Source organism: Lysobacter sp. Soil_C_15, from assembly GCF_057657315.1.
The window spans coordinates 626,862-650,429 of record NZ_JBDGIR010000001.1; the positions used below are offsets into that span (position 1 = coordinate 626,862).

The window sequence follows — 23,568 nt, forward strand, 5'->3', positions numbered from 1 at the left end:
CGCAGGGACCGCCATCGCCGATGAAGAGCAGCGACGTCGAACTCGAACGCCTGCGCGTGCAGCGCGAGGCCAGGCGCGCCGAGCGCGCCGCCGACCCGGCCCATGCCGAGCAGCGCGAGGGCCGCGCGCTGTGCCTGTCCGGCGGCGGCTATCGCGCCGCGCTGTTCCACCTCGGCGCCTTGCTGCGCCTGCACGAGACCGGGCTGCTCGCCGGGACGACCATGTTCAGCTCGGTCTCCGGCGGCAGCATCGTCTCCGCCTGGCTGGCCTGCCGTTATCTGGATACCCGCCGCGAAGACGAATCCTTCGCCGCCTGGAACGACCGGATCGATTTTCGCGCCGTGGTGGTCGAACCGTTCCGCGACGTCGTCGCGCGCGACATCCGCACCCTGCCGGTGCTCGCCACCGTCGCCTACAACTGGCTCTGGCCCTCGCACCGCATCGCCCTGCTCGAGCGCCGCTATGCCCAGGTGTTCGGCGAACGCAGCCTGGACCGGCTGCCCGAAACGCCGGCGTTCGTGTTCTGCGCCACCGACCTGACCTTCGGCGTCAATTGGGAATTCTCCCGGCGCCGGGTCGGCGACTACCTGGCCGGCTACCTGCGCGACGGCGCGCGCCGGGTCGGCCTGGCCTGCGCGGTCGCGGCCTCGTCGTGTTTTCCGCCGGTGTTCGGCCCGGTGCGTTTCGACACCGCGCCCGGCGACTACCAGCGCGGCGACTACCGCGGCGACGACGGCGAAGCGCTGCGGCAGCGGATCGAACTCAGCGACGGCGGCGTGTACGACAACCTCGCCACCGAACCGACCCTGCGCCGCTACCGCGAAGTGCTGGTGTCCGACGCCGGCGGCCCGTTCGTGTTCGAGAGCCGGCGCTGGTGGCTGCGCCAGCTGATGCGCTACACCCAGGTGATCGGCAACCAGGCCGAGGCACTGCGCAAGCGGCTGTTCTTCGGCCAGGCCGCAACCGGCTCGCTGATCGGCGTGTACTGGGGCCTCAGCGGCGGCCGCGACGGCGGCGCCGACGGCTACAGCCCGGCCCTGGTCGCCGAAGTCATCGGCCGCATCCGCACCGACCTGGACCGCTTCCTCGACGTCGAGTTCGAGGTGCTGGTCAACCACGGCTATTTTTCCAGCCTCGACGCGATGACCCGGCACAACGGCTGGCCGGCCTCGCCGGCCGCGGCCTGGCCTTATCCGCAACGCGCCGACGAAGGCCGCGTGCGGCATTGGCTGCGCCACAGCCACAAGCGCGTGCTGCACCCGCGCTGGTGGGGCGGCGGCGAATGAACGCCGCTCAAGCCGGAGCGCAGGGCGCGAACAGGTCGAGTTCGCGCGCGTAGACCGAAGTCCGGACCTGCATCAGCCCGAGCACCGAGTGGAACAGGTTGTCGTGGCTGGCCGGCCGCAGCGCTTCGCGGCGCAGGCAGCGCAGGTCGAGCCCGCGCGAGGCGGCGAAACCGGGCGAGAACCACATCGTCATCGGCACCCGGGTCTGGGTCTGCGGCGCGATCGCATACGGCACGCCGTGCAGGTACAGGCCGTTCTCGCCCAGCGACTCGCCGTGGTCGGACACGTAGATCAGCGCGCTGTCGCGGCTGCCGTCCTCGGCCAGGGCGCGGATGCTGCGGGCGAGGAACGCGTCGGTGGCCAGGATCGCGTTGTCGTAGGCGTTGACGATCTGCTCGCGGCTGCAGCGGCCGAGCTCGTTGGTGTCGCAGGTCGGGACGAAGCGGCGCAGCTGCGCCGGATAGCGGCGGAAGTAGCTGGGCCCGTGGTTGCCGAGCTGATGCAGCACCACCACCGCATCGCCCGGCTGCGCGGCCAGGCGCTCGCGCAGGCCGCGCAGCATCACCAGGTCCGAGCAGCCCTCGGCATTGCAGTAGGCCGGATCGCTGTCGTGCTCGAAAGACTCGAACGCCAGTCCCTTGCACACGTTCTTGCAGCCGGTCTGATTGTCGCGCCACAGGGTGTGGATGCCGGCGTACTCGAGCACGTTGAGCAGCGATTCGCTGCCCTGGATCCGGCCCTTGTCGTAGTTGCGCCGGCCGAACGGCGAGAACATGCACGGCACCGAGACTTCGGTGCTGCTGCCGCAGGCGACGACGTCGGTGAAGTTGACCGGGCCGATCCGGGCCAGTTCCGGGGTGGTCTGGCGGGCGTAGCCGTTGAGCCCCCAGTTCTGCGCGCGCACGGTCTCGCCGACCACGATCACCAGCAGCCGCGGCTTGCCGCCGGCCGGACGCGCGGCGATGCGGGCGTCGGTGCCGATCGGCGCGCGGCCGCGCACCTTGGAAGCCGAGTCGTCGAACGCGACCCGGGTCAGCGACACCAGGTAGTTGGCCGGGGTCACCAGGTGGCGCATTTCCTTGTGGTTGCGCATCAGCGCCGAGATGTCCTGGAACGCGCCCAGCAAGGCCAGCATCGCCAGCACCAGCGCCGCGGCCACCGCGACCAGGCGGCGCCACAGCGCCTGCGTCCACGGCCGCTCGACCACCCGCACCCGCCACAGCAAAAGCGCCGGCAGCACGCCGAACGCCAGCAGCGGCGGCAACAGTCCCAGGCTGAGCAGCTCGCCGGACTCGCGGCCGTCGGACTGCAGCACGTTGCGGATCATGCCGGTGTCCAGATAGACCCCGTACTGGCTCATGAAATGCGCCGCCGCGGCGGTGACCAGCAGCAGCACGGTCAACAGCGGCTTGAGCGTCCAGCGATTGAGCACGCTGGCCAACAAGGCGAAGTTGATCGCCACCACCGCCAGGCCGATGCAGGCGCCGACCCACAGCCCGCGCGCACCGTCGAGCGCGCCCGCGGCGGCGGCGGCGCGCCAGAACGCAGCGTTGGCGCAGCCGGCGAAAAACAGGCTGGCCAGCAGGGCCACGGTTTCGACGCTGGCCTGCGGCCGGTAGCCGATCCAGGCGGGCCAACGCGGCACGGAACGGGCGACGATGCTCATCGACCGACGCTCCGCGAACGCGGACCGATCGCCGCGGCCGGCGCCGGCCGCGCCATCGTCGCCAGATACAGGGCGAGCGATGCGAACCACGCTATCGCCAGACTCCACACGTCGTGGGACAGAAAGTGGGCGCCACGCAATTGCTGGCCGAAGCCGAACAACAGGCCGGAGCCGAGTCCGATCGCCAGGCCCAGCCAACGCCGGCGCGGCCGCACGGCGAGGAAGAAGAAATACAGCGCGACCCAGGCATAGCCGGCGCTGGCATGGCCGGCGGGAAAGCAGCGCCCGCGGCCGAGTCCCGCCGGACGCGCCGCCAGCCAGCCGACGAAGGGATGTCCGCCGCCGTAGCGCTGCAGATCCCATGGGCAGTCCATCCCGGTCAGTTGCTTGAGTCCGGACACCAGTCCGACCGAGATCAACACCGCCAGCAACAGATAGCCCAGCGGGCGCCGCCACTCGTTCCGCCCCGGACGCAGGCGCGCGCCCAGCCACAAGGCCAGCACGCCCAGCCACGCCGCCGCGCTGGCGTCGCGGCCGAAACGGTGGATCAGGTGCTCGGTGAGGTAGGCGTTCTGCCAGGCCCAGCGCGCGCCTTGCCAGGCGTACAGCCGGTCCGCCCACCAGAAATCGCCGCCGGCGGCCATCGTCGCCAGGCTCGCTACCAGCAACGCCACCGCCGGCCAGGCCGCATGCAGGAGCAGGAAGCGCCGCGACGCTCCGGCCGCGCTGCGGGCCGGCCCGGCGACAGGATTCAGTGGAACGGTCGTAGTTTCGATCATCGGCAAGGGCGGCAGTCCGGACAGCGCGTCCGGCCCGGAGCGGGGATGCGGCATGATCGAAACCGCCCTGTCGGAGAGCGGTCGGAGCGAAGTTCCGCCGGCGTTAAACCGGCCAGCCGCGGCAGCGCCGGCCGGCTGCGGGGTACCCGGCCCGATCGCTTTCGACGCTATTCCGACAGCCGCCGGGCGATGCTGGCGGACTGCCCCGCGACCGCCCGCGGCCCCGGCTCGCGCATCCACGCGCCGGCTCGGGCACACTCGGGGCGGGCAACCTCGGATCGGGCCGCCTCGGGCGGCGGGAGAACCCGGCGCATGCGCCTGCTGGTGGTGGAAGACAATCGCAACCTGGTCGCCAACCTCTTCGACTATTTCGAAGCGCGCGGCTACACCCTCGACGCCGCGCCCGACGGTCCGACCGGCCTGCATCTGGCGGTCACCCAGCGCTACGACGCGATCGTGCTGGACTGGATGCTGCCGCGCCTGGACGGCCGCGAGGTGCTGCGCTGCCTGCGCGAGGAGGCCGGTTCGGACGTGCCGGTGCTGATGCTGACCGCGCGCGACGAACTGCCCGACAAGATCGCCGGTTTCCGCGCCGGCGCCGACGATTACCTGACCAAGCCCTTCGCCCTGCCCGAGCTGGAAGTGCGGCTGGAAGCGCTGGCCGCGCGCGCCGCCGGCCGCGGCCGGCACAAGCTGCTGCAGGTCGCCGACCTCAAGCTCGATCTGACCACCTTGGAAGCCAGCCGCGGCGGCCGCCCGCTGCACCTCTATCCGGCCTGCCGCAAGCTGCTGGAAGTGCTGATGCAGTCCAGCCCCGCCGCGGTCACCCGCGAGCGCCTGGAGCATGCGCTGTGGGGCGACCACCCGCCCGACGGCGACATGCTGCGCTCGCACGTGTACGAACTGCGGCGCGCGGTCGACGGCCCGTTCCCGGTCAAGCTGATCCAGACTCTGCCTCGGGTCGGCTATCGCCTTGCCGCACCGGCGCAGAGCGCAGCGGCGGACCGCGATGACTGAGCCAGCCGCAGCGCCGCGGCGGCGCAGCAGTCTGAGCCGGCGCATCCTGCTCGGCTTGCTCGGCTATGCCCTGCTGGTCTTGGCGGCGGTGGTGATCGTGCAGGGGGTCGTGGTCAACGAGCACGCCGAGCGCATGGTGTGGGCGTCGTTGATGAATACCGAGCTCGAGCATTTCGTCGAGCGCAGCCGCAACGAACCGGGCTACCGCTGGACCGACACCAAGTCGCTGAGCCTGTACGACAGCGCGACCCGGCCGGCGCCGCCGGCGCTGCGCGCGCTCGGCCCGGGCATGCACGACGACATCGAATCCGACGGCATCGAGCACGTGGTGCTGGTGCGCGACGTCGACGGCCGCCGCCTGACCCTGTCGCTCGACATCGAGGACATGGAGCACCTGGAGTTCGATCTGGCCCTGACCATCGCCGGCTCGGCCATCACCACCCTGCTGACCCTGTGCCTGGTGATCGCCTGGGGCGTGCGCCGGCTGGTGCGGCCGCTGACCCTGCTCGCGCAGCGCATCGGCGGCCTGCAGCCCGACCGCGCCGGGCAACGGATCGAGCTGCCCGACTCGGCCAGCTCGGAGCTGGTGGTGATCGCCGACGCGGTCAACGACTACGTCGCCCGCAACGATCGCTTCGTCGAGCGCGAACGCGCCTTCATCGACAGCGCCAGCCACGAGCTGCGCACGCCGATCGCGGTGATCGCCGGCTCCACCGAGCTGGCGCTGGCCCAACCCGATCTGCCCTCCGGCGCGCGCCAGCACCTGGCCCGCATCCACCGCACCGCACGCGACGTCGAGCAACTGGTGTCGTTGTTGCTGGTGCTGGCCAAGGATCCGCAGCGCCTGGCCGCGAGCAGCGACCGAGTCGCGCTGGACCAGTTGCTGCCGGAGATCGTCGAAGACCACCGCCATCTGTGCCGCGACAAAGACCTGCGTCTGGCGTTGGCGCCGCTGCCGCCGTGCGAGATCGTCGCGCCGCTGCCGATCGTGCAGGCGGCGATCGGCAATCTGTTGCGCAATGCGATCGAGAACAGCGACCGCGGCGAGATCGCGGTCCGGCTCGACCCCGACGCCACGGTGGTGATCGAGGACCCGGGCCACGGCATGAGCCCGGAGGAGATCAGCGCGCTCTACGCCCGGGTCGCCCGCGACGGCCGCGAGGGCGGCGGGATCGGCCTGGACCTGATCTCGCGGCTGTGCGAACACCTGGGCTGGCGGCTGCGCTTCGATCCGGCCGAACGCGGCGCGCGCACGACGCTGAGTTTGCGGCCGGGGTGAGCGGCGCTTTCCGGCCAGTTCCGGTTCGCTGGAACCGGCCTGCCCTCATCCGGCCCTTCGGGCCGCCTTCTTCCGCAAGCGGGAGAAGGGAGCGGACCCGGCATTCACGCAAGCGGGAGGGGGTTGGGGTGAGGGGACCTCACTGGCCCGCCGCATCGTCCCCTCGCGGCGGCGGCAACGCCGCCGCCGGCTTCGCCGGCGCCTGCAGCGGCAGCGGATCGCTGCGCTGGCGCTGGTAGGCGCGTGCGACCCGCTCGGCGCCGTACTTGCGCTCCAGGCGCTTGACGATGAAATGGCCGCGCGCCATGTCCTGGTAGTGATTGGTGAACAACACGTTCATCGTCGCCGCGGTGGCCGCGCCGATCACCGGCACCAACTGCGCGGCGGTCTTTTCGCCGACCACCACGCCGAAGCGGGTCGCGACCACGTCGACCAGCTTGCTCATCCAGGCGGTGGCCTGCTTCTTGGCGTAAGCGTGGGTGGCGTGCTGGGCGCCGCGCCGGCTGGCCAGGCCGGCCAGTTCCTGCCGGCCGACCTCGGCCAGCGCGGTGCGCACTGCGTAATAGCCCGAAGCGGAGGCATCGTCCTCGTCGCTGCCGCCGCCGAAGGCGAACACTTCCACGCAGGCCGCCTGCACTTCGGGATCGGCCAGGGAAAAGCCTTCGGCGCGGGCGATGTCGGCGACCGCGCGCATCATCACCACGGTCGATACCGGCAGCTCCGCGGCCAGGCCGGCGGCGCCGAAGAAGCCGCCGAGCGCGCCGACCGCGCCGGCGGCGAACTTGTGGCTCTTGGTCGAGGAAGCCTTGTTGGGCTGGTCCTTGACCGTCCACAGCGCCGCCGCGGCGGCCTTGTGCAAGGCGCCGTGGACGATGCTCTGGATCCTGCGGTTGACGAAGCCCGGCAGCTTGGACAGGCCGAACTCGATCGGCGCGCCGGCCAACGCGGTCATCCGCGCGGTCAGCGACGGCGTTTCCAGCAGCGCCACCGCGCGCGCCAGATCGGCCGCGTCGGCGGTGTCGTCGAGCCTGTCGTGGTCCTGCCGCATCCTGCCGTTCTCCCGGGTCGGCCGCGTCGTGCGGCGGCACGAACATAAGACCGCCGCGGCCGCGCTTCAAGTGCGCGGCGTGCGCACCATGCGTTCGAGCAGGTGCTCGACGATGTCCGCGGCCTGCAGGCAGCGGCCGGTATGCACCGCCGACATCTGGATGATCGAGCTGCGCTTGGCGGTCAGCCAGTGGAAGCGCGCGCGCGCCGGCAACTGGCCGATCGGGCCGGCGTCGCGGCCGCCGCGGCAAATGCGCTCGATCGCCTGCAGGTGCAGGCGCACCGCCTCGACGTCGACGCCGGGGTCGAGCGCGCGCAGCCGCGCCTCGTCGAGCTCGATGCCGGCCGCGAGCAGGCCGGCCGCCGGGCACGACACCAGCACACCGACGTTGACGAATTCCTCGCGCTCGACCCGCGGCACCACGCGGATCACCGCATAGTCATACAGCGAGCGAGCGGGCATGGATCGCCTCCTCGACGAATGCGCGCGGCGCCTGCACGCGGCGCTGGAGATAGTCGGCGTAGGCGCGGCGATGGGCCCGGGCGTCGGCGAAGCCTGGCTCGTCCTCGAGCCAGGCGTCCGGCAGCAAGGCCACCACCTCGTCGATCAGCGCCGGGGTGAGCTTCGGCGCGAGCTCGGCGTCGGCCTCGGCCAGGGCGGCTGCGAACGGCAGCAGCACGTGGTCCTTGATCGGCGCGAAACGGCTGGCGGCGGCGCCGGCGGCGTTGGCCCAGTCGTGGTGGAAGTACAGCGCCGCGCCGTGATCGATCAGGGTCAGGCGGCGATGCCACAGCAGCATGTTGGTGTTGCGCGCGGTGCGGTCGACGTTGGTGGTCAGGGCGTCGAACCAGACGATGCGCGAGGCCAGCGCGGCCGCCGGCGCATCGACCAGCGGGTCGTAGTTGACCGAGCCGGGCAGGTAGTCGAGAGCCAGGTTGAGCCCGGCGCTCTCGCGGATCAGGTGCTGGATCTCCGGATCGGGCTCGGTCCGCGCCAGTTCCGGGTCGAGTTCGGCGAGCACGATCTCCGGCACCGGCAGATCCAGCCGGCGCGCGATCTCGCCGGCGACGATCTCGGCGATCAGCGCCTTGCGGCCCTGGCCGGCGCCGCGGAACTTCATCACGTACAGGCCGTCGTCGTCGGCCTCGACCACGGCCGGCAGCGAGCCGCCTTCGCGCAGCGGGGTAACGTAGCGGGTGGCGGAAACGGTTCTGAGCACGGCGGGACGGCGGCGGACGAGCGCGGGTTCGGCCGCCCACCTTAGGGCGGGCCGGCGCAAACGCCAAGCCCGCCGCGCCCACGCCGCCGCGTCGGACGCGCCGGGCGAAGGCTCAGGCCGCCGCGGCCGGCGCGTGCTGGCGGATCAGCCGCTCGACCAAGGCATCGACTTCGGCCTCGGCGCGCTCGATCGACGCCCGCAGTCCTTCGCCGCCGAATTCGTCGTACTCGATCGCCGCGCCGTGATGGTCGACGATGCCGATGTAGCGCATCGGCGTGCGCACGCCGGGCTCGACGTGGTTGATCGCCTCCAGCCGTTCGCCGGCGCCGTAGCCGACGTCGCCGCGCGAGCTCAGCAGCACCAGGCTCTTGCCTGCGCCGGCCAGCATCGGCCAGTACGGTTCGCCCTGGCGCTGGCGGTCGAAGCCGAAGGTGCGGCCGACCCGCACCACGTTGTCGATCCAGGCCTTGAACTGGGCCGGCATGCCGAAGTTGTACATCGGCACGCCGGCGACGATCACGTCGGCGGCGATCAACTCGTCGACCAGGGCGTCGCTCTCGGCCAGGGTCTCGTGCATCCACGGCAGGCGCTGGTCCTGCGGGGTGAAGGCGGCATGGATCCAGGCGCCGGTGACCGGCGACGGCGGAGCGGTACCGAGGTCGCGGTAGACGACCTCGTCGCCGGGGCGGCTTTCGCGCCAGCGGCGCACGAAGCGCTCGCTTAGGCGGCGGCTGTGCGAGCCGTAGCGGCTGCGTTCGGAGGTATCGGAGCGGGCGCTGGAATCCAGGTGCAGCAGGCGGGTCATGGCGACGGTCTCGGGTTCGGTGATGGATGAGCCCAGTTGGCGCATTCGCGGGCCCATCCGGGCTGGAAGCCATGTTGAATCCGCCCTGCCGAGGCGACAAACTCCGATTTCTCAGCTAACGCATTAGTTTTACTCATCCATGAGCCGCCCCCGCCTGCCCCCGCTCGGCGCCCTGCGCGCGTTCGAAGCCGCCGCCCGCCTGGCCAGCTTCAAGCGCGCCGCCGACGAGCTGTCGGTGACCCCGACCGCGATCAGCCACCAGGTCCGCCTGCTCGAAGAGCAACTGGGCGTACGCCTGTTCGAACGCCAGACCCGGCGCGTGGCCCTGACCGCCGAGGCGGCCCTGCTCTATCCGGTGCTGCGCGACGGCTTCGACGCCTTCGCCGAGGCGGTCGCGGCGATCGCGGCGCGGCGGCAACGGCGCGCGCTGACCCTGTCGGCGACGCTGTCGTTCACCGCCAAATGGCTGGTGCCGAAGGTGGCCTCGTTCCGCGCCGCGCAACCGCAGCTGGACCTGCGCCTGCACGCCTCCGACGATCCGGTCGATCTGGCCGCCGGAGTCGCCGACGCGGCGATCCGCTACGGCCGCGGCCCCTACCCCGGTCTGGTCGCCGAACGCCTGATCGAGAACCGTTTCGCCCCGGTATGCAATCCGCGCCTGGGCTTGCGCCGGCCACGGGACTTGCGCGAGCACGCGCTGCTGCATTCGGAATGGCGCCACCCCACCGCCGACACGCCGACCTGGCGCAACTGGTGCGCGCTGGCCGGCGTCGAAGGCCTGGACGTGGAGGCGGGGCTGCGCTTCACCGACGAGAGCCATGCGATCCAGGCCGCGATCGCCGGCCACGGCGTGGCCCTGCTCAGCCTGGCCCTGGTCGCCGACGACCTGGCCGCCGGCACACTGGTGCAACCCTTCGAACCCGAGTTGGCGCTGCAAGGCTATCCGCACTGGCTGGTGTACCCGCAAGGGGCGCCGCGCGCGGAGGTGCTGGCGTTGCGCGACTGGCTGCGCGCGCAGGCCGCGCCGGCCTGAGGCTCAGCTTGCGGCGGCCAGGCGCGCGGCCTGGTAACGCTGCTCCTGGCTCAGCCCGCCGTAGCCGTAGGCGGCCGCGCGCGCATCGATGATGTGGATGTAGGACGTATCGTGCGCGTCGCCGAGCAGGGCCGACAAACCGGCGTGCATGCGCTGCAGATAGCGCGCCTTCTCGGCCTTGGTGTTGGTCTCGTCGGTGATGCTGATGTCCAGGTGATAGGCGCTGCGCTGGTGTTCGAGCAGGCTGCGTCCGTCGATGAACCAGTGCCCGGGTTGGACGAACTGGATCGCGACGGCGACCAGCTCGCGCGGCTTGCCGAGCACCTCGACGGTGAGGTCGGCGACCAGGGCGGCGGCGGCTCGCGCCAGTTCGGCGTCGGGCGCGGCGGAAATCTGCAGGGCGATGTGCGGCATGAGCGTTCTCCGTGGCGGGCCGGGTTCGACCCGGGAATGTCGCCAGGTTAGGCTTGCGCCATCCATCGGCAAAGCGGGAAGATCGGACGGCAACCATCGGCTTTACCGATGTAAGGACGGATCATGGCCGGCTTCGACCTGGAACAGCTCAAGGCCTTCGTCGCGGTCGCCGACGCCGGCAGCATCTCCGCCGGCGCGGCGCGGGTGTTCCGCTCCCAATCGGCGGTCAGCGAGCAACTGCAGAAGCTCGAACGCGCCGCCGGCGCGGCGCTGCTGTTGCGCTCGCGCCAGGGCGTGGCGCCCACCGCAGCCGGCCAGCGCCTGCTCGGCCATGCCCGGCAATTGCTCGCGCTGGGCGAGCTGGCCCTGCACGACGTACGCCGCGAGCTGCGCCGCACCGAACTGCGCCTGGGCATCAGCGACTACTACCGTCCCGACGAGATCGCCGGGTTGCTGCGGCATCTCACCCGCCACTGCCCGCAGCTGCGGCTGCAGGTCGCGCTGGGCACCAGCGCGGCGATCGCCCGCGGCCATGCCGAAGGCGCTTACGACGCGGCGCTGGTCATGCAGGTCGATACGGCCGGCGCGGCGCGCGCCGGCGACGGCGCGCTGCCGCTGCGGCGCGAGGCCCTGGCCTGGGTCGCCGCCGCGGGCCTGGACCTGCGCGGCGAGGATCAGTTGCCGCTGGTGCTGCTGCCGCCGGAGTGCAGCCTGCATCGACTGGCGATGGAACGGCTGCGCAAGCATCGCAGCGCCTACCGCCTGGCCCACCAGGCCAGCGGCGTCGCCGGCCTGCAGGCGGCGCTGCGCGCCGGACTCGGCCTGGGCTGCCTCAATGCCTCGGCGGTCGGCGACGGCCTGGCGGTGGCGCATTCGCCGCGCCTGCCCGCGCTGCCGGACTGCAGTTTCCGCCTGATCCTGCCGCCGCCGGGCGCCAATGCCGCGCTGCGCGAAGCCGGCGCCGCCCTGCACGCGTACTTCGCGTAGCCCCCCAATGCAGGAACGGCGTCAGCCGCGACAGCCGATGCGACGCAAGAACGCGTGCCAACCGGAGCAGTGAAACCCCGGGATCGCAACGAACAGCGCCGAACGCCCGGGCTCCGCCGACAACGCTCGCGCGCACCGCTGCGCCGGTCGCGGCTTACGCCGCTCTACAAAGAGCGCGAGCGATGCCGGCGCGACGCAAGGCGCGGCACTACAGCTGCTCGCGCGGCGGCAAGGTCCAGTCGATCGGCGCCTGCCCCTGCCGGGCCAGATACTCGTTGGCGGCGGAGAAATGGCCGCAGCCGATGAAGCCGCGGTGCGCCGACAACGGCGAGGGATGCGGCGCCTTGAGCACGCGATGGCGGCGCGGGTCGATGACCTTGCCCTTGGCCTGGGCGTAGCTGCCCCAGAGCAGGAACACCAGCCCTTCGCGTTCGCGGTTGAGCACGTCGACGACGTGATCGGTGAAGCCTTCCCAGCCCTTGCCCTGGTGCGCGCCGGCGCGGCCTTCCTCGACCGTCAGCACCGCATTTAGCAGCAGCACGCCGCGCCGCGCCCACGGCAGCAGGCAGCCGTGATCGGGCCGGGCGATGCCCAGATCGCGCTGGATCTCCTTGAAGATGTTGTCCAGCGACGGCGGCACCGCTACGCCCGGCTGCACCGAGAAGCACAGCCCGTGCGCTTGGCCGTAGCCGTGGTACGGGTCCTGCCCCAGCACCACCACCTTGACCTGCTCGAACGGGGTGGCGTCGAAGGCGGAGAAGATCTGCGGCCCGGGCGGGAAGATCCGCGCGCCGGCGTTCTTGCGTTCGCGCAGGAAGCGCGACAGCGACTGCATGTCTTCGCGCCCGAACCAGTCGCCGATGCGCGCCTTCCACGACGGCTCGAGCTTGATGTCGCGATCGCCGTCGCTCATGCCGGCAGCACCGCGCTGGGCTCGGACAGCCGCGACAGGCGCAGCTGGAACAGGGTCTTGGTCACCAGCAGGCGTTCTTCGATCGGCTTGAGCACCAGGTCGTTGGCGCCGGCGCGCAACAATTCGCTCTGATTGTCGCGGTTGGCGTCGCCGGTCATCACCAGCACCGGCAGGCGGCGCTTGCCGTAGCCGAAATCGCCGCGCAGGCGCGCCAGCAGGTCCTTGCCGCCGAGCTCGCCCTTCAGATAGACGTCGGTCAGCACCAGGTCGGCGCCGGCGTCGCCGCCGTCGCGGCCGCTGGCGCGATGCGCTTCCAGGTGCTCCAGCGCCTCTTCCACGCCGATGAAGTGCAGCACCTGCAGCGAATGGCGCTCGAGCATGCGCTTGGTCGCCACCGCCACCACCCGGCTGTCCTCGACGTAGAGCACCCGCGCGCCGGGGATCGGCTGCGGCTGCACGTAGCCGCGGATGAACGCGGCCAGCGCGGCCGGGCCGAGCGACTTGTCGAAGTAGTCGGTGACGTCTTCGGTGAAGCGCCGCGCCTCCAGGTGCGACTGAGCGTCGCTGGAGACCACGATCACCGGCACGTAGGCCTGGCCGGCGGCTTCGCGCACCGCGCGCGCCAGGGCGATGCCGTCGCCGTCGGGCAGCACCAGGGCGGTGGTGACCAGGTCGACCTCGCCGTGATCCAGCGCCAGCTTGGCCTCGATGATGTTGCCGCACTGGACCAGGCGCAGGTTGGGCAGCTCGCGCAACAGCACGTCGGCGATCAGCTTGCGCACCAGCTTGGAGCCGTCGACCACCATCACCCGCGGGGCGGCGCTGTCGAAATGTCGCAGATTCTGGCTTTGCATGGCGTCGATGATTACCGGGTCGGCGACGCGCGTCCGGCGCCGGCGGGCGCCGATGCGCGGCGCGCAGGCGGGGGAACCCGGATTCTAGGCGCAAGCGGTCGCAGATTCCGAGTCTTGCGCATCAGGTCCGCGCGCCTCGCGCTCGGCGCACGGGCGCCGGCTCAACCGCGACCGGCCCGCGCCTGGCGCAGGTGGTGGCCGGTGACCAGGCCGGCGCCGAGCCAGCCCAGCGCGGCCGAGCCGGCCAGGATCGCCAGCGCCTGCAGCGGACCGAAGCCCTCCAGCACGAACCGGCTGCCGTAGCTGGCGGCGAGCGCGCCCAGCGGCTCGCGCAGGCTGCGGTCGGCGACGGTCAGCAGCGCCAGCGCGACCGCGCCGGCGGCCAGGCCGTAGCAGGCGCCCAGGTACAGGAACGGCCGGCGGATGAAACCGTCGGTGGCGCCGAGCAGTTGCAGCACGCCGATCTCCTCGCGCCGCGACTGGATGTCCAGGCGCACGGTGTTGCCGACCACCAGCAACGCGCCCAGGCCGAGCCCGAGCGCCAGCATCCAGGCCAGGCGGCCGCCGAAGCGCAGCCAGCCGTCCAGGCGCTGGCGCCAGCCGGCGTCGTGCTGGACCAGGTCGGCCTCGGCCAATGCGCCCAGCGACTGAGCCAAGGCCAGTTCGTCGCCCTTGGGCGTCACCACCAGCAGGCTCGGCAGCGGATTGCCCTCGATCGCGCTGAGGGTATCGCCGAGGCCGCTCTTCTCGCGCAGCTCGGCCAGGCCCTGCTCGGGCGTGCGCAACTCGACCGCGCCGACCTCGGGCCGCGCGCGCAGCTCCGCGGCCAGGGCGTGGGCGCGCTCGAGCGCGATCTCCGGCTTGAGGAACAGGCTGATCTGGCGCGAACGCTGCACGTCGCCGGCGAAGCGCTCGATATTGCTCAGCGCCGCCCACAGCCCCAGCGGCAGGGCCAGCGCCACCGCCATCACCCCGATCGTCAGCAGCGCCGCCCAGGGCTTGCGCAGCAGCCGGCCGAGGCTGGCGACCAGGCTGTGCAGGTGATGCTCGAACCACGGCCCCAATCCGGAGCGCGCGGCGACGGCGATGGCGTCGTCGTAGTCGGGGGCGCCGGCGCGCGGCTCGCGGCGGTCCTGCGGCATTGCGTTCATTCGGCCAGATCCTCGGGCGCGATGTCGTCGACCAGGCGGCCCTGATTCAGCACCAGCACGCGCTTGCGCATGCGCTTGACCAGGGCCAGGTCGTGGCTGGCGACCAGCACGCTGGTGCCGCGCTCGGGCAGCGACTGGAACAGGGCCATGATTTCCGCCGACAGGGTCGGGTCGAGATTGCCGGTGGGTTCGTCGGCGACCAGCAGGCGCGGCTCGCCGACGATCGCGCGGGCGATGCCGACGCGTTGCTGCTCGCCGGCCGACAACTGGCCCGGCAAGGCTTCGGCGCGCGCGCCCAGGCCGACTTTCTCCAGCGTGGCGCGCACGCGCCGGCCGATGTCGGGCCGGCGCAGGCCGCGCAGCAGCAAAGGCAGGGCGACGTTGTCGGCGACGCTGCGGTCGGCGAGCAGGCGGTGGTCCTGGAACACCACCCCGATCTCGCGCCGGTGCAGGGCGATGCGCCGGCCGCCGACCTTGTGCAGGCTGCGCTCGCCGAACAGCACCGTGCCGCGGCTGGGGCGTTCGCTGAGATGGATCAGCTTGAGCAAGGTGCTCTTGCCGGCGCCGGAGTGGCCGGTGAGGAACAGCATCTCGCCGGGCGCCACCTCGAAGCTGACTTCGCTGAGAGCCTGGTGGCCGCTGTCGTAGCGTTTGCTGACGTTGTCGAAGCGCAGGACGGTCATGGCGGAAGTATCGCAGAGCGAATCGCCGGCTTCATCACGTTTCGGCGTTCGGGTTTGGCCTATGGTCGCGCTGCGGTCGACGCGGCATCGTCGACGTGCCCGACGACACAGACCGACCGTTCAGGCCGGCACGGATCGCGCGACCGCAGGCCAGCGTCCGCCGCACGGCGCCCTGGCGCAGCGACACCCCTGGCGACGCTTCCCAGTCCGACATCGCACGCGCCGCGCCGGCCGACCGGCGACGGCGGACCGCCTTCGTCCACGACTAGGAGCCCACCATGCACACTCTTCCGGCCTCGCTGGCGCTCGCCGGCCTGTTCGCGCTCGGCCTGTACGCCCACGACGCCCGCGCCGAGCAGTACGACCCGCCGCTGAACATCGGCACCCTGGCCTGCCCGGCCGGTTCCACCGGCTACGGCAATGCGCGCTTCATCGTGTTTCCCTCATTCGGCAGCGCGCCGCCGAATTGGCGCATGACGATCTGGTGCAGCGCCGGCGGCAGCGGCCGCCGCGGCCATTTCGAACCCGGCGGCGGCGGCGTGTTCAGCGCCTGGCCCTATGCCGGCGGCGCGTTCGGCATCGGCTGGCCGGCCTCGCCGAACCACGGCAACCAGTACCAGTCGCTCGACATCGACAGCGACGGCGACCTGGACGTGTTCCAGTTGGTGGAAACGGCGGCCAACACCTGGTCGGTGTACCTCAGCCGCAGGTTGTAGGCGGCCGCGCTGCAGGCCGCCGCCGTACCGGCACGTCCGCCAGGACGGCCGTGCGCGGGGCGTGCGCGGGCGATGCTCGCCCAGGCCCGGCGCTGCGGGCGCGCGGACGGCGAGCGCCCGGCCCGTCGGCGGCTGGGGTTCGCGGGCGCGGGCCGGCCCGCGCGGGCGAAGCGACGGCGGCCGGCTCGCGAGCCGGCCGCCGGGACGCGTCAGTGCTGGCTACGCGGCGGACGCGCGACCAGCGACTTGAGCTTGCGGCCGATGCGGCCGAGCAACGAGGGCTTGCCCTCGGCCGACACGGCCGCAGCGGCGGGCGCCGGCTTGGCGGCCGGCTTCGCAGCCGCGGCCGGGACCGGGCGGGTCGCGCCGGTCGGCGCGGCAGCGGCAGGAGCGGCAGCGCCCTCGGCGCCTTCGATGCGGCGGCCGCCGCGACGACGGCGGCGCTTGCGCGGCGCGCGCTCGCCTTCGACGGCCGGCGCGGAGGCCGAGGCGGGCGCAGCGCCTTCCGCACGCGGGGCGCGCGGCGGACGCGGCGCGGCCGCTTCGCCGCCCGCGGCCACGGCGGCGGCGGGAGCGCCGTCTTCGCTGCGCGGACGCTCGCGGCGCGGCGCGCCGTCGCGACGGCCTTCGCTGCGGCCGCCGCGGCCCGAGCCGGAGCCCGAACCGCCGCTGCGGCTGCGGCCGCCGCCGCGGCGCTGTTCGTCGGCGGCGCGCTGCTCGCGCGCCTCCTTGAAGATCGCGCCGATGCTCTCGTTGTCCTCGTCGGACTCGCCTTCCGCGCCGGCGGGGAGCGCGCGCGGCGCGCGCGGCAGCGCGACCAGCATTTCCGGGGTCACGTGCTCGCCCGGAATCTTCTGCTCGATGTAGGCCTCGATGTCGGGCAGCGAGATGCCGTAGCGCTCGCAGGCGAAGCTGATCGCGTCGCCCTCGGCGCCCAGGCGCGCGGTGCGGCCGATGCGGTGGACGTAGTCTTCGGCATCGAACGGCAGGTCGTAGTTGTAGACGTGGCTGACGCCATCGATGTGCAGGCCGCGCGCGGCCACGTCGGTGGCGACCAGGATCTCCAGTTGGCCGGCCTGGAACTTGCGCAGCAACGACTCGCGCTTCTTCTGCGGCACGTCGCCGGACAGCACGCCGACGCGGTAGCCGGCCTTCTCCAGGCTGCGCGCGACGCGCTCGACGAACGCCTTGGTGTTGACGAACACCATCGTGCGCGCGCCTTCGCTGCGCGACAGCAAGCCCAGCAGCAGCGGGATCTTCTCTTCGTCGGCCGGGTAGTAGATCTTCTGGCGGACCCGCGCGGCGGTGACGGTCTCGGCTTCGACGACGAGCTTTTCCGGCTCGTTCATGTGCTCGTAGGCCAGCTCCAGCACGCGGTGGCTGAGGGTGGCCGAGAACAGCAGGGTCTGGCGGGTGGTGCGCTCGGGCATGCGCCGCAGCAGGAAGCGGATGTCCTTGATGAAGCCCAGGTCGAACATCCGGTCGGCTTCGTCGAGCACGCACATCTCGCAGGCGTGCAGCGACACCACCTTGTGCTGCTTGACGTAGTCGATCAGCCGGCCCGGGGTGGCGATGATGATGTCGGCGCCCTTCTGCAGCAGCTCGCGCTGCTTGTCGTAGTCGACGCCGCCGTAGACCAGGGCGAACTTCAGGCCCAGGTCGGAGCCGAACTTGACCGCGTCCTTGTGGATCTGGATCGCCAGTTCGCGGGTCGGGGCCAGGATCAGCGCGCGCGGGTCTTCCGGCTTGCGCTCGGCCAGGGCCGGGCGGGTCAGCAGGCGGTTCATCACCGCGACCAGGAAGGCCAGGGTCTTGCCGGTGCCGGTCTGGGCCTGGCCGGCGACGTCGCGCCCGGTCAGGGCGATCGGCAGGGTCAGCGCCTGGATCGGCGTGCAGCGCGAGAATCCGGCGGCCTCCAGCCCGGCCAGCAGGCTCGGGTGCAGATCGAACGAGGAAAACGTTACATCGGTTAAAGGCTTGTCGCTCATGCGTTTCAGAAGTCCGCGCCGTTCGGGCGCCGTAGGTTGTCGCTTGCGTGGGTGGCGTCGGCGAAGCAGACTGCCGGGGCCGAGCCGGCGCCCTGAGTCTGGACTCCGCGGCGGGCTCGATGAGGCCGTGGCGCAGCCCTTGAAGGTGCCGCGAAACGCCCCAGTTTAACGTAAGCCCCCACCCGGCATGGCCTTCCGGGTGTTCCATTCAAGATTCATCTGTACCGTACGGTCCAGTATCCCGTAGGAGACCCCCGTGAGCGAAAAAATTCTGCATGTCGGCGATTCCGACTTCGACGCCGCCGTGCTGCAGTCGTCCGAACCCGTCCTGGTCGATTTCTGGGCCGAATGGTGCGGTCCGTGCAAGATGATCGCTCCGGCCCTGGACGAGCTGGCCGCGGCCTATGAAGGCAAGGTCAAGATCGCCAAGGTCAACGTCGACCACAACCGCACCACGGCGATGAAGTACCACGTGCGCTCGATCCCGATGCTGCTGTTGTTCAAGGACGGCCAGGTCCAGGCGACCCAGGTCGGCGCGGTCGGCAAGGCCCAGCTCAGCCAGATGATCGACAAGGCGCTCTGACGCGCCCGTCTCGCGCCCGCCACGCCGCGGGCGCTAGACGCTCCGGGCCTTGCCCGGCAACGTGAACGGCATCGCTCGGGAAGCTTGCCGCCACGCAGCGGCAGTGCTAGTTTCGCAGTACCCGGCGTCGGACTCCGCGTCCCCGCGCCGCACCCCGTCTGACATACCCATCTATCCACCTACGTCCCTGACGTCCCGCTCGCCTCTACGCGAGCGCTCGCCGCTTAGCGAGGAACCTCCGCTTGTCCGATAAGACCCCCGACGCTGGCGATACCGCCGAAAAGCGCGTGCGCAAGCCGCGCGCCAGCAAAGCCGCCGAAGCCGCTCCGGCCGTGGTCGGCGACGCCAGCCCCCTGATTCCGGCCCCCGCCCCCGCCGAAGCGGCGGCGCCCAAGCCCGCCCCGGCCCCCAGCGCCAGCGAGTCCGCACCGGCCGCCGCTTCCGGCGCCGAGAGCGCCGCGCCGCAGCAGGGCAACGAAGGCGGCGGCAACCCGCAGTCGCAGCAGGCCCAGGGCCAGCGCGAAGGCGGCTTCGACAACAACCGCGGCAACCGCCGCGACCGCTTCCGCAACCGCCGCGATCGCGATCGCGACCGCAACAACCGCCCGCAGCAGCGCGGCGGCGGCGACGACTACGGCGACAACGGCAACGGCGAGAACTTCGTTCCGCGCCCGCACCCGCAGGTGCCGGAAGGCTTCCCGCAGTACTCGCTGGGCGACCTCAAGCGCATGCCCGCGCCGCGCCTGCTGGAGATCGCCGAGCAGCTGAGCATCACCGACGGCGTCGCCCGCGCGCGCAAGCAGGACGTGATCTTCGCCCTGCTCAAGGTGCTGACCCGCCACGGCGAAGGCGTCGCCGCCGACGGCGTGCTGGAAATCCTGCCCGACGGCTTCGGCTTCCTGCGCGCCGCCGAGGCCAGCTACCTGGCCGGTCCGGACGACACCTACATCTCGCCCAGCCAGATCCGCCGCTTCAACCTGCGCACCGGCGACCACCTGTCCGGCCGCATCCGCTTCCCCAAGGACGGCGAACGCTACTTCGCCCTCTCGGTGGTCGACAGCATCAACGGCGAACCGCTGGAAGCGTCCAAGAACAAGGTCCTGTTCGAGAACCTGACCCCGCTGTTCCCGCGGCGCAAGTTCAAGCTCGAACGCGGCGACGGCTCGACCGAAGACATCACCGGCCGCATCCTCGACCTGATGGCGCCGCAGGGCAAAGGCCAGCGCGCGCTGATCGTCTCGCCGCCCAAGGCCGGCAAGACCATGCTGATGCAGCAGGTCGCCACCGCGATCACCCACAACCATCCCGACGTGCACCTGATCGTGCTGCTGGTCGACGAGCGTCCGGAAGAAGTGACCGAAATGCAGCGCACCGTGCGCGGCGAAGTGGTCTCCTCGACCTTCGACGAACCGGCCGCGCGCCACGTCCAGGTCGCCGAGATGGTGATCGAGCGCGCCAAGCGCCTGGTCGAACACAAGAAGGACGTGGTGATCCTGCTCGACTCGATCACCCGCCTGGCCCGCGCCTACAACAACGTGGTGCCGTCCTCGGGCAAGGTTCTCACCGGCGGCGTCGACGCCAACGCCCTGCACCGTCCGAAGCGCTTCTTCGGCGCCGCGCGCAACGTCGAGGAAGGCGGCTCGCTGACCATCATCGCCACCGCGCTGATCGACACCGGCTCGAAGATGGACGAGGTGATCTACGAAGAGTTCAAGGGCACCGGCAACAGCGAAGTGCACCTGGACCGCCGCATCGCCGAGAAGCGCGTCTACCCGGCGATCAACATCAACCGCTCGGGCACCCGCCGCGAAGACCTGCTGATCGAGCCGGAGCTGCTGCAGAAGATCTGGATCCTGCGCAAGCTGCTGCACGGCATGGACGAAATCGGCGCGATGGAGTTCCTGCTCGACAAGATGAAGAACACCAAGTCGAACGACGAGTTCTTCAGCTCGATGAAGCGCTGAGCGCGGCGCATCGCAGCGATACGCAAACGCCCCGCATCGCGGGGCGTTTGCGTTTGCGCCTCAGAGGGTAGGAGCGGCGTCCCACAGGGATTTCCTTTGGTCACAAGCCACGACCACGGGACGCGCAGAAGATCCAAGGCCGACGCCATCGATCGAAGGCCAAGCCATCGCCTGTAGGAGCGGCGCCCCACAGGGATTTCCTTTGGTCACAAGCCGCGACCGCGTTCTTGCGGTCTCGCGGCGTCTGTCGTTCGAAGGCTTCCAAAGCCTCAGAAGCAAAGCTTCCGTCCGCAAGCGGCCGGGTCACTTTCTTTGTCCAAGGCGACAAAGTCCCAAGGGATTTGCTGCGGTCAAAAGTAACCAAAGAAAACGCCATGGCTGCTTCGAGTCAAAAGCCACTATGGGACGAGGCCTGCACGGGGCTGCTCCGCACAGGCCATCCCTGGCCTGGCTGCGCACGGGCCGCATCCCTGCGGCCCGCCCTCCGGGGCTTCAGGGCGTTCCCTCGAGGTCGAAGCGGCGCCAAGCTGTTCACGGCAACGGCCGGCGTGGCACCGTTGCGTTGGGGTAAGGGCGGCACCCACAGGGGTTTGCTTCAGTCACAAGCCGCGACCGCGACACCGCGACGTCCGGCGCGGGCTTGGCCGCGCCGGACGCCGATCGCGCTTTACAAGCCGCGGCCGCCGGCCAGTTGGGCCTGCGGGTTCTGAGTCTCCGCCGTCGCCATCTGCCGCGCGACCAGCTGGCTGCTGGCTTCCACGCTCTGGTGGGCCGCCGCCGATACGTCGATCGCGACCATCCGCCGGCTCGGCGACTGCGGGTCGCCCTGCACCGCGAACAGGCGGCTGCCGTCCTTGCTCGCCACCAGGTGGTCGATCTGGCTCAGCCCGCCGTCGCGCATGGCCGGAATCAGCGCCGCGGCGAGGTTCTTCTGCTGCTGCTCGCCGAGCTTGCCCAGATCGCGGTTTAGCTCGCCGCCCTGGACCTTGCCGAGCAGGTCCTTGTACAGACCGTTCATCGCGTGCGCGCCGCTGCTGAGGATGCCGGCCATGCGCAGGCCTTCGTCGAACGCGCCGCCGAGGCGGTTGCCGTTGTGGTTGGCGGTTTCGCGCATTTCCGGCGGCAGCAGGTAGGTGCCGCGCTCGCGTTGGCCGTCGCGGTCGCCGAGGTAGCGCTTGACGTCCTTGAGCTCGAGATCGAAGAACTCCTTGGACGAATTCTTCGCCGCCTGGGCCAACAGCATCTGCTGCTGCGCGCTGAGCTTCTCCAGCCCCTGGCCAGTGGCCAGCGCGTCGACCAGCGACTCGGGCTGGACCTTCTGCTTGAGGAAGGACAGGAAGCGCTCGCGCGTCTGCGGGTTCTCGCCCATGCCGTCGAGGATCCGGGTCGCGGTCGACAAGGCGTTGCCGGCGTCGGTCGGCATGCCCTCGATCTGGCGCATCACCGCGCTGATCGCGCGCTTGGGCTCCATGCCCTGGGCGAACGGGAAGCGCTCGCGGAACTCGTCCCAGCGCGGCGCCAGCAAAGCTTCGCGGGCGCGCTTGATCAGCTCGAACGCGCCGGCGGCGAAAGCGACGATGGCCATCCCGACCGGAGCGATGCCGATCAGGCTGCCGACCAGGCCGGCGTTGCGCGCGCCGAGCAGCACCGCGGTGTTGCCGACGCTGCCGGCGAGCTTGAAGCCGCCGCTGAGCATGTCGAAGGCGGCGTCGACGCGCTGGTCGGTGTCGAGCGGACGGCCGCTGACCGGATCGCGGCCGTTGAACACGCGACCGGCGTTCTGGCCCAGGTCGCGCACGTCGTGGCCGACATCCTTGATCGCGGTGTAGCGCTCGAGGATCTTCGCCGCCTGGCGCTCGCGCCCGGTGCGGTTGGCGAACTCCATCAGCGCGCTCATCGCCGCGGCGTCGATCGGCTTGCCGGACGCGCGCGCGGCGGTGCCGGCCTGGATCGCGCCGTCGATCGCATCGAGCGTGTCGGCGACGTCGCCGTGGCCGCCGCTGCGGGCGAGCTGGCGCAGTTCGTGCAGCGGCGCGTCGACCGGCGCCTGCGGCTCGGTGTCGCGTTGCGCCGACCAGCGCTTGGCGTAGCCGACCACCGATTGCTGCAAGTCCGCCGGCACGTCCAGCGCATAGCCGTGGAACGGCGGCGCGACGCGGCCGTCGGCGCGGGTTTCGCCCGGATGCAGTTTCCAGGTCAATGCGGCCTGGGCCAGCGCGCCGCCGGGGCCGCCGACCTCGGCCACGGTCGCTTCCAAGGTATCTTCATCGACTACTTGGCCGTTGCGCTGCAAAGCGTCGGCGACGACCGCGCGCAGCACGCTGTCGCGCGACCACTCGTCGTCGGCCGGCAACAACACGGTGTAGTCCTGGACGCGCTCCTGCGCGTTGCCCTGGCCGGCGTAACGCCGCAGGGCCGCAGTGGTGGTTTGGTCCCGGTTCCCCGCCGAGATCGAATCGACTGCTGCATTCATTGCGTTGCCTCCTTGTCCCCGTTACGAAGTCGTCATGACCCCCTGTCGCGCCGGCGGCACGGCCGCGGGCGGACCCGCATGATGCCCCCGACCCGCCGCCGGGGCAATTCGCTACCGAATGGTGACAGTCGAAAAACGCGCCCTGTGCCCGGTTTCGCGCGGGTTTTCCGCCCTCGGCGACACACGGGGAACGGATGAACGGGCGATATCGCATCCTTGCGCGGCCCACGACGGCCGCGAAAACGTCCGTACGGCGGCTTGACGACGCGGTCCGCAGGCCGGGCCCGCGCCGCCGCGGCTCAGCCCTGCGCCGGCCGCGCAGCCGCCGAAACCGGCACGGCCGCGGCCAGCGCATCGCAGCCCGCCGCCTGCGCGGCGGCGCGGCCATCGCCGGGCAGGCCATCGACCAGGGTCGGAGCGCAGGCGCTGCACAGCAGCGTCAGCAATACGAGCAGCAATCCCTTCATGCACAACCTCCTTGTGGACGACGACGGAAACAGCGGATCGACGCCGGTGCGGACCGGTTTGGAAAGCGGCCGGCCTGGCGTCCGTCATTGTCCGTCCAGCCCGTCGCGCAGGCCGCGACGCGGCCGCTGCGGCGATCGCCGGATGCGGGGTTTGCGCCGGCGCGCACGCGCGGCGGCGACCGGCGTCGCGGCGGTACGCTGGAGGAGGCCTGTTGGCGCATGCCTGTCGGAGCGCGCCTGTTG

22 protein-coding genes are annotated in these 23,568 nt (G+C 71.3%); 8 read left to right on the forward strand and 14 right to left on the reverse strand.

Annotation, left to right across the window (positions count from 1 at the left end; genetic code table 11):
• Positions 1-20 precede the first annotated feature (20 nt).
• A complete protein-coding gene (locus AC3A57_RS02625; protein WP_064746533.1) occupies positions 21-1,286 on the forward strand; it encodes a patatin-like phospholipase family protein in 1,266 nt (421 codons plus the stop codon).
• A gap of 7 nt (positions 1,287-1,293) precedes the next feature.
• Here the strand turns inward: AC3A57_RS02625 and AC3A57_RS02630 are convergent, their stop codons facing one another.
• Together AC3A57_RS02630 and AC3A57_RS02635 are read right to left on the reverse strand one after the other, a co-directional pair.
• Entirely contained in the window at positions 1,294-2,952 is a 1,659-nt protein-coding gene (locus tag AC3A57_RS02630) for a phosphoethanolamine transferase (protein WP_336130695.1), read from the reverse strand.
• The gene (locus AC3A57_RS02635; protein WP_487577709.1) at positions 2,949-3,731 is read right to left on the reverse strand and encodes a phosphatase PAP2 family protein; all 783 of its coding nucleotides are present in this window, start codon (positions 3,729-3,731) and stop codon (positions 2,949-2,951) included. Before AC3A57_RS02635 ends, AC3A57_RS02630 begins: the two co-directional genes overlap by 4 nt.
• Before the next feature lie 312 nt (positions 3,732-4,043).
• Between AC3A57_RS02635 and AC3A57_RS02640 the strand changes: the two genes are divergently transcribed.
• Both AC3A57_RS02640 and AC3A57_RS02645 read left to right on the forward strand, forming a co-directional pair.
• Positions 4,044-4,748: a response regulator transcription factor gene (locus AC3A57_RS02640; protein WP_064746535.1), complete on the forward strand. Its 705-nt coding sequence runs from the start codon at positions 4,044-4,046 to the stop codon at positions 4,746-4,748.
• Complete coding sequence (locus tag AC3A57_RS02645) at positions 4,741-6,027, forward strand: sensor histidine kinase (protein WP_336130693.1); 1,287 nt, start codon at positions 4,741-4,743, stop codon at positions 6,025-6,027. Before AC3A57_RS02640 ends, AC3A57_RS02645 begins: the two co-directional genes overlap by 8 nt.
• A gap of 139 nt (positions 6,028-6,166) precedes the next feature.
• On the opposite strand, the gene AC3A57_RS02650 is transcribed toward AC3A57_RS02645, so the two are convergent.
• The 4 genes from AC3A57_RS02650 to AC3A57_RS02665 all read right to left on the reverse strand — a co-directional run bounded on the left by AC3A57_RS02650 (position 6,167) and on the right by AC3A57_RS02665 (position 9,144).
• Positions 6,167-7,075, reverse strand: coding sequence for an EcsC family protein (locus AC3A57_RS02650; protein WP_487577446.1), 909 nt, complete (start codon positions 7,073-7,075; stop codon positions 6,167-6,169).
• 66 nt (positions 7,076-7,141) lie between these two features.
• Positions 7,142-7,537: a DUF3037 domain-containing protein gene (locus AC3A57_RS02655; RefSeq protein WP_336130691.1), complete on the reverse strand. Its 396-nt coding sequence runs from the start codon at positions 7,535-7,537 to the stop codon at positions 7,142-7,144.
• Positions 7,515-8,294 carry a HipA family kinase gene (locus AC3A57_RS02660; protein ID WP_487577447.1) on the reverse strand — a complete coding sequence of 260 codons (780 nt, stop codon included), beginning with the start codon at positions 8,292-8,294 and terminating at the stop codon, positions 7,515-7,517. Before AC3A57_RS02660 ends, AC3A57_RS02655 begins: the two co-directional genes overlap by 23 nt.
• 112 nt (positions 8,295-8,406) lie before the next feature.
• Entirely contained in the window at positions 8,407-9,144 is a 738-nt protein-coding gene (locus AC3A57_RS02665) for an FMN-dependent NADH-azoreductase (protein ID WP_487577448.1), read from the reverse strand.
• Between the two features lie 94 nt (positions 9,145-9,238).
• Here AC3A57_RS02665 and gcvA point away from each other — a divergent pair, with 94 nt between their 5' ends.
• Positions 9,239-10,132, forward strand: a complete 894-nt coding sequence (gcvA, locus tag AC3A57_RS02670) for a transcriptional regulator GcvA (protein ID WP_487577449.1) — start codon at positions 9,239-9,241, stop codon at positions 10,130-10,132.
• A gap of 3 nt (positions 10,133-10,135) precedes the next feature.
• On the opposite strand, the gene AC3A57_RS02675 is transcribed toward gcvA, so the two are convergent.
• Positions 10,136-10,546, reverse strand: a complete 411-nt coding sequence (locus AC3A57_RS02675) for a tautomerase family protein (protein WP_487577450.1) — start codon at positions 10,544-10,546, stop codon at positions 10,136-10,138.
• A gap of 123 nt (positions 10,547-10,669) precedes the next feature.
• Between AC3A57_RS02675 and AC3A57_RS02680 the strand changes: the two genes are divergently transcribed.
• Positions 10,670-11,533 carry a LysR family transcriptional regulator gene (locus AC3A57_RS02680; RefSeq protein ID WP_487577451.1) on the forward strand — a complete coding sequence of 288 codons (864 nt, stop codon included), beginning with the start codon at positions 10,670-10,672 and terminating at the stop codon, positions 11,531-11,533.
• Positions 11,534-11,741: 208 nt separating this feature from the next.
• On the opposite strand, the gene ung is transcribed toward AC3A57_RS02680, so the two are convergent.
• The 4 genes from ung to ftsE form a co-directional block, all read right to left on the reverse strand.
• Positions 11,742-12,446, reverse strand: coding sequence for a uracil-DNA glycosylase (ung, locus tag AC3A57_RS02685; protein WP_487577452.1), 705 nt, complete (start codon positions 12,444-12,446; stop codon positions 11,742-11,744).
• Entirely contained in the window at positions 12,443-13,300 is an 858-nt protein-coding gene (locus tag AC3A57_RS02690; RefSeq protein ID WP_487577453.1) for a response regulator, read from the reverse strand. Before AC3A57_RS02690 ends, ung begins: the two co-directional genes overlap by 4 nt.
• Positions 13,301-13,461: 161 nt before the next feature.
• On the reverse strand, positions 13,462-14,451 hold the full coding sequence (gene ftsX / locus AC3A57_RS02695) for a permease-like cell division protein FtsX (RefSeq protein WP_487577454.1): 990 nt from the start codon (positions 14,449-14,451) through the stop codon (positions 13,462-13,464).
• Positions 14,448-15,134, reverse strand: a complete 687-nt coding sequence (gene ftsE, locus AC3A57_RS02700) for a cell division ATP-binding protein FtsE (protein ID WP_487577455.1) — start codon at positions 15,132-15,134, stop codon at positions 14,448-14,450. Before ftsE ends, ftsX begins: the two co-directional genes overlap by 4 nt.
• Before the next feature lie 278 nt (positions 15,135-15,412).
• On the opposite strand from ftsE, the gene AC3A57_RS02705 reads away from it, so the two are divergent.
• Entirely contained in the window at positions 15,413-15,850 is a 438-nt protein-coding gene (locus AC3A57_RS02705; protein WP_487577456.1) for a hypothetical protein, read from the forward strand.
• Positions 15,851-16,059: 209 nt separating this feature from the next.
• Here AC3A57_RS02705 and rhlB read toward each other — a convergent pair whose 3' ends face one another.
• Entirely contained in the window at positions 16,060-17,838 is a 1,779-nt protein-coding gene (gene rhlB / locus AC3A57_RS02710; protein WP_487577457.1) for an ATP-dependent RNA helicase RhlB, read from the reverse strand.
• Between the two features lie 256 nt (positions 17,839-18,094).
• On the opposite strand from rhlB, the gene trxA reads away from it, so the two are divergent.
• Complete coding sequence (gene trxA / locus AC3A57_RS02715; protein WP_487577458.1) at positions 18,095-18,421, forward strand: thioredoxin TrxA; 327 nt, start codon at positions 18,095-18,097, stop codon at positions 18,419-18,421.
• Positions 18,422-18,663: 242 nt separating this feature from the next.
• Positions 18,664-20,385 carry a transcription termination factor Rho gene (rho, locus tag AC3A57_RS02720; RefSeq protein WP_487577459.1) on the forward strand — a complete coding sequence of 574 codons (1,722 nt, stop codon included), beginning with the start codon at positions 18,664-18,666 and terminating at the stop codon, positions 20,383-20,385.
• Positions 20,386-21,052: 667 nt separating this feature from the next.
• Here the strand turns inward: rho and AC3A57_RS02725 are convergent.
• The gene (locus AC3A57_RS02725) at positions 21,053-22,858 is read right to left on the reverse strand and encodes an XVIPCD domain-containing protein (protein ID WP_487577460.1); all 1,806 of its coding nucleotides are present in this window, start codon (positions 22,856-22,858) and stop codon (positions 21,053-21,055) included.
• A 299-nt stretch (positions 22,859-23,157) separates the two neighbouring features.
• A complete protein-coding gene (locus tag AC3A57_RS02730; protein WP_487577461.1) occupies positions 23,158-23,325 on the reverse strand; it encodes a hypothetical protein in 168 nt (55 codons plus the stop codon).
• Positions 23,326-23,568 lie beyond the last annotated feature (243 nt).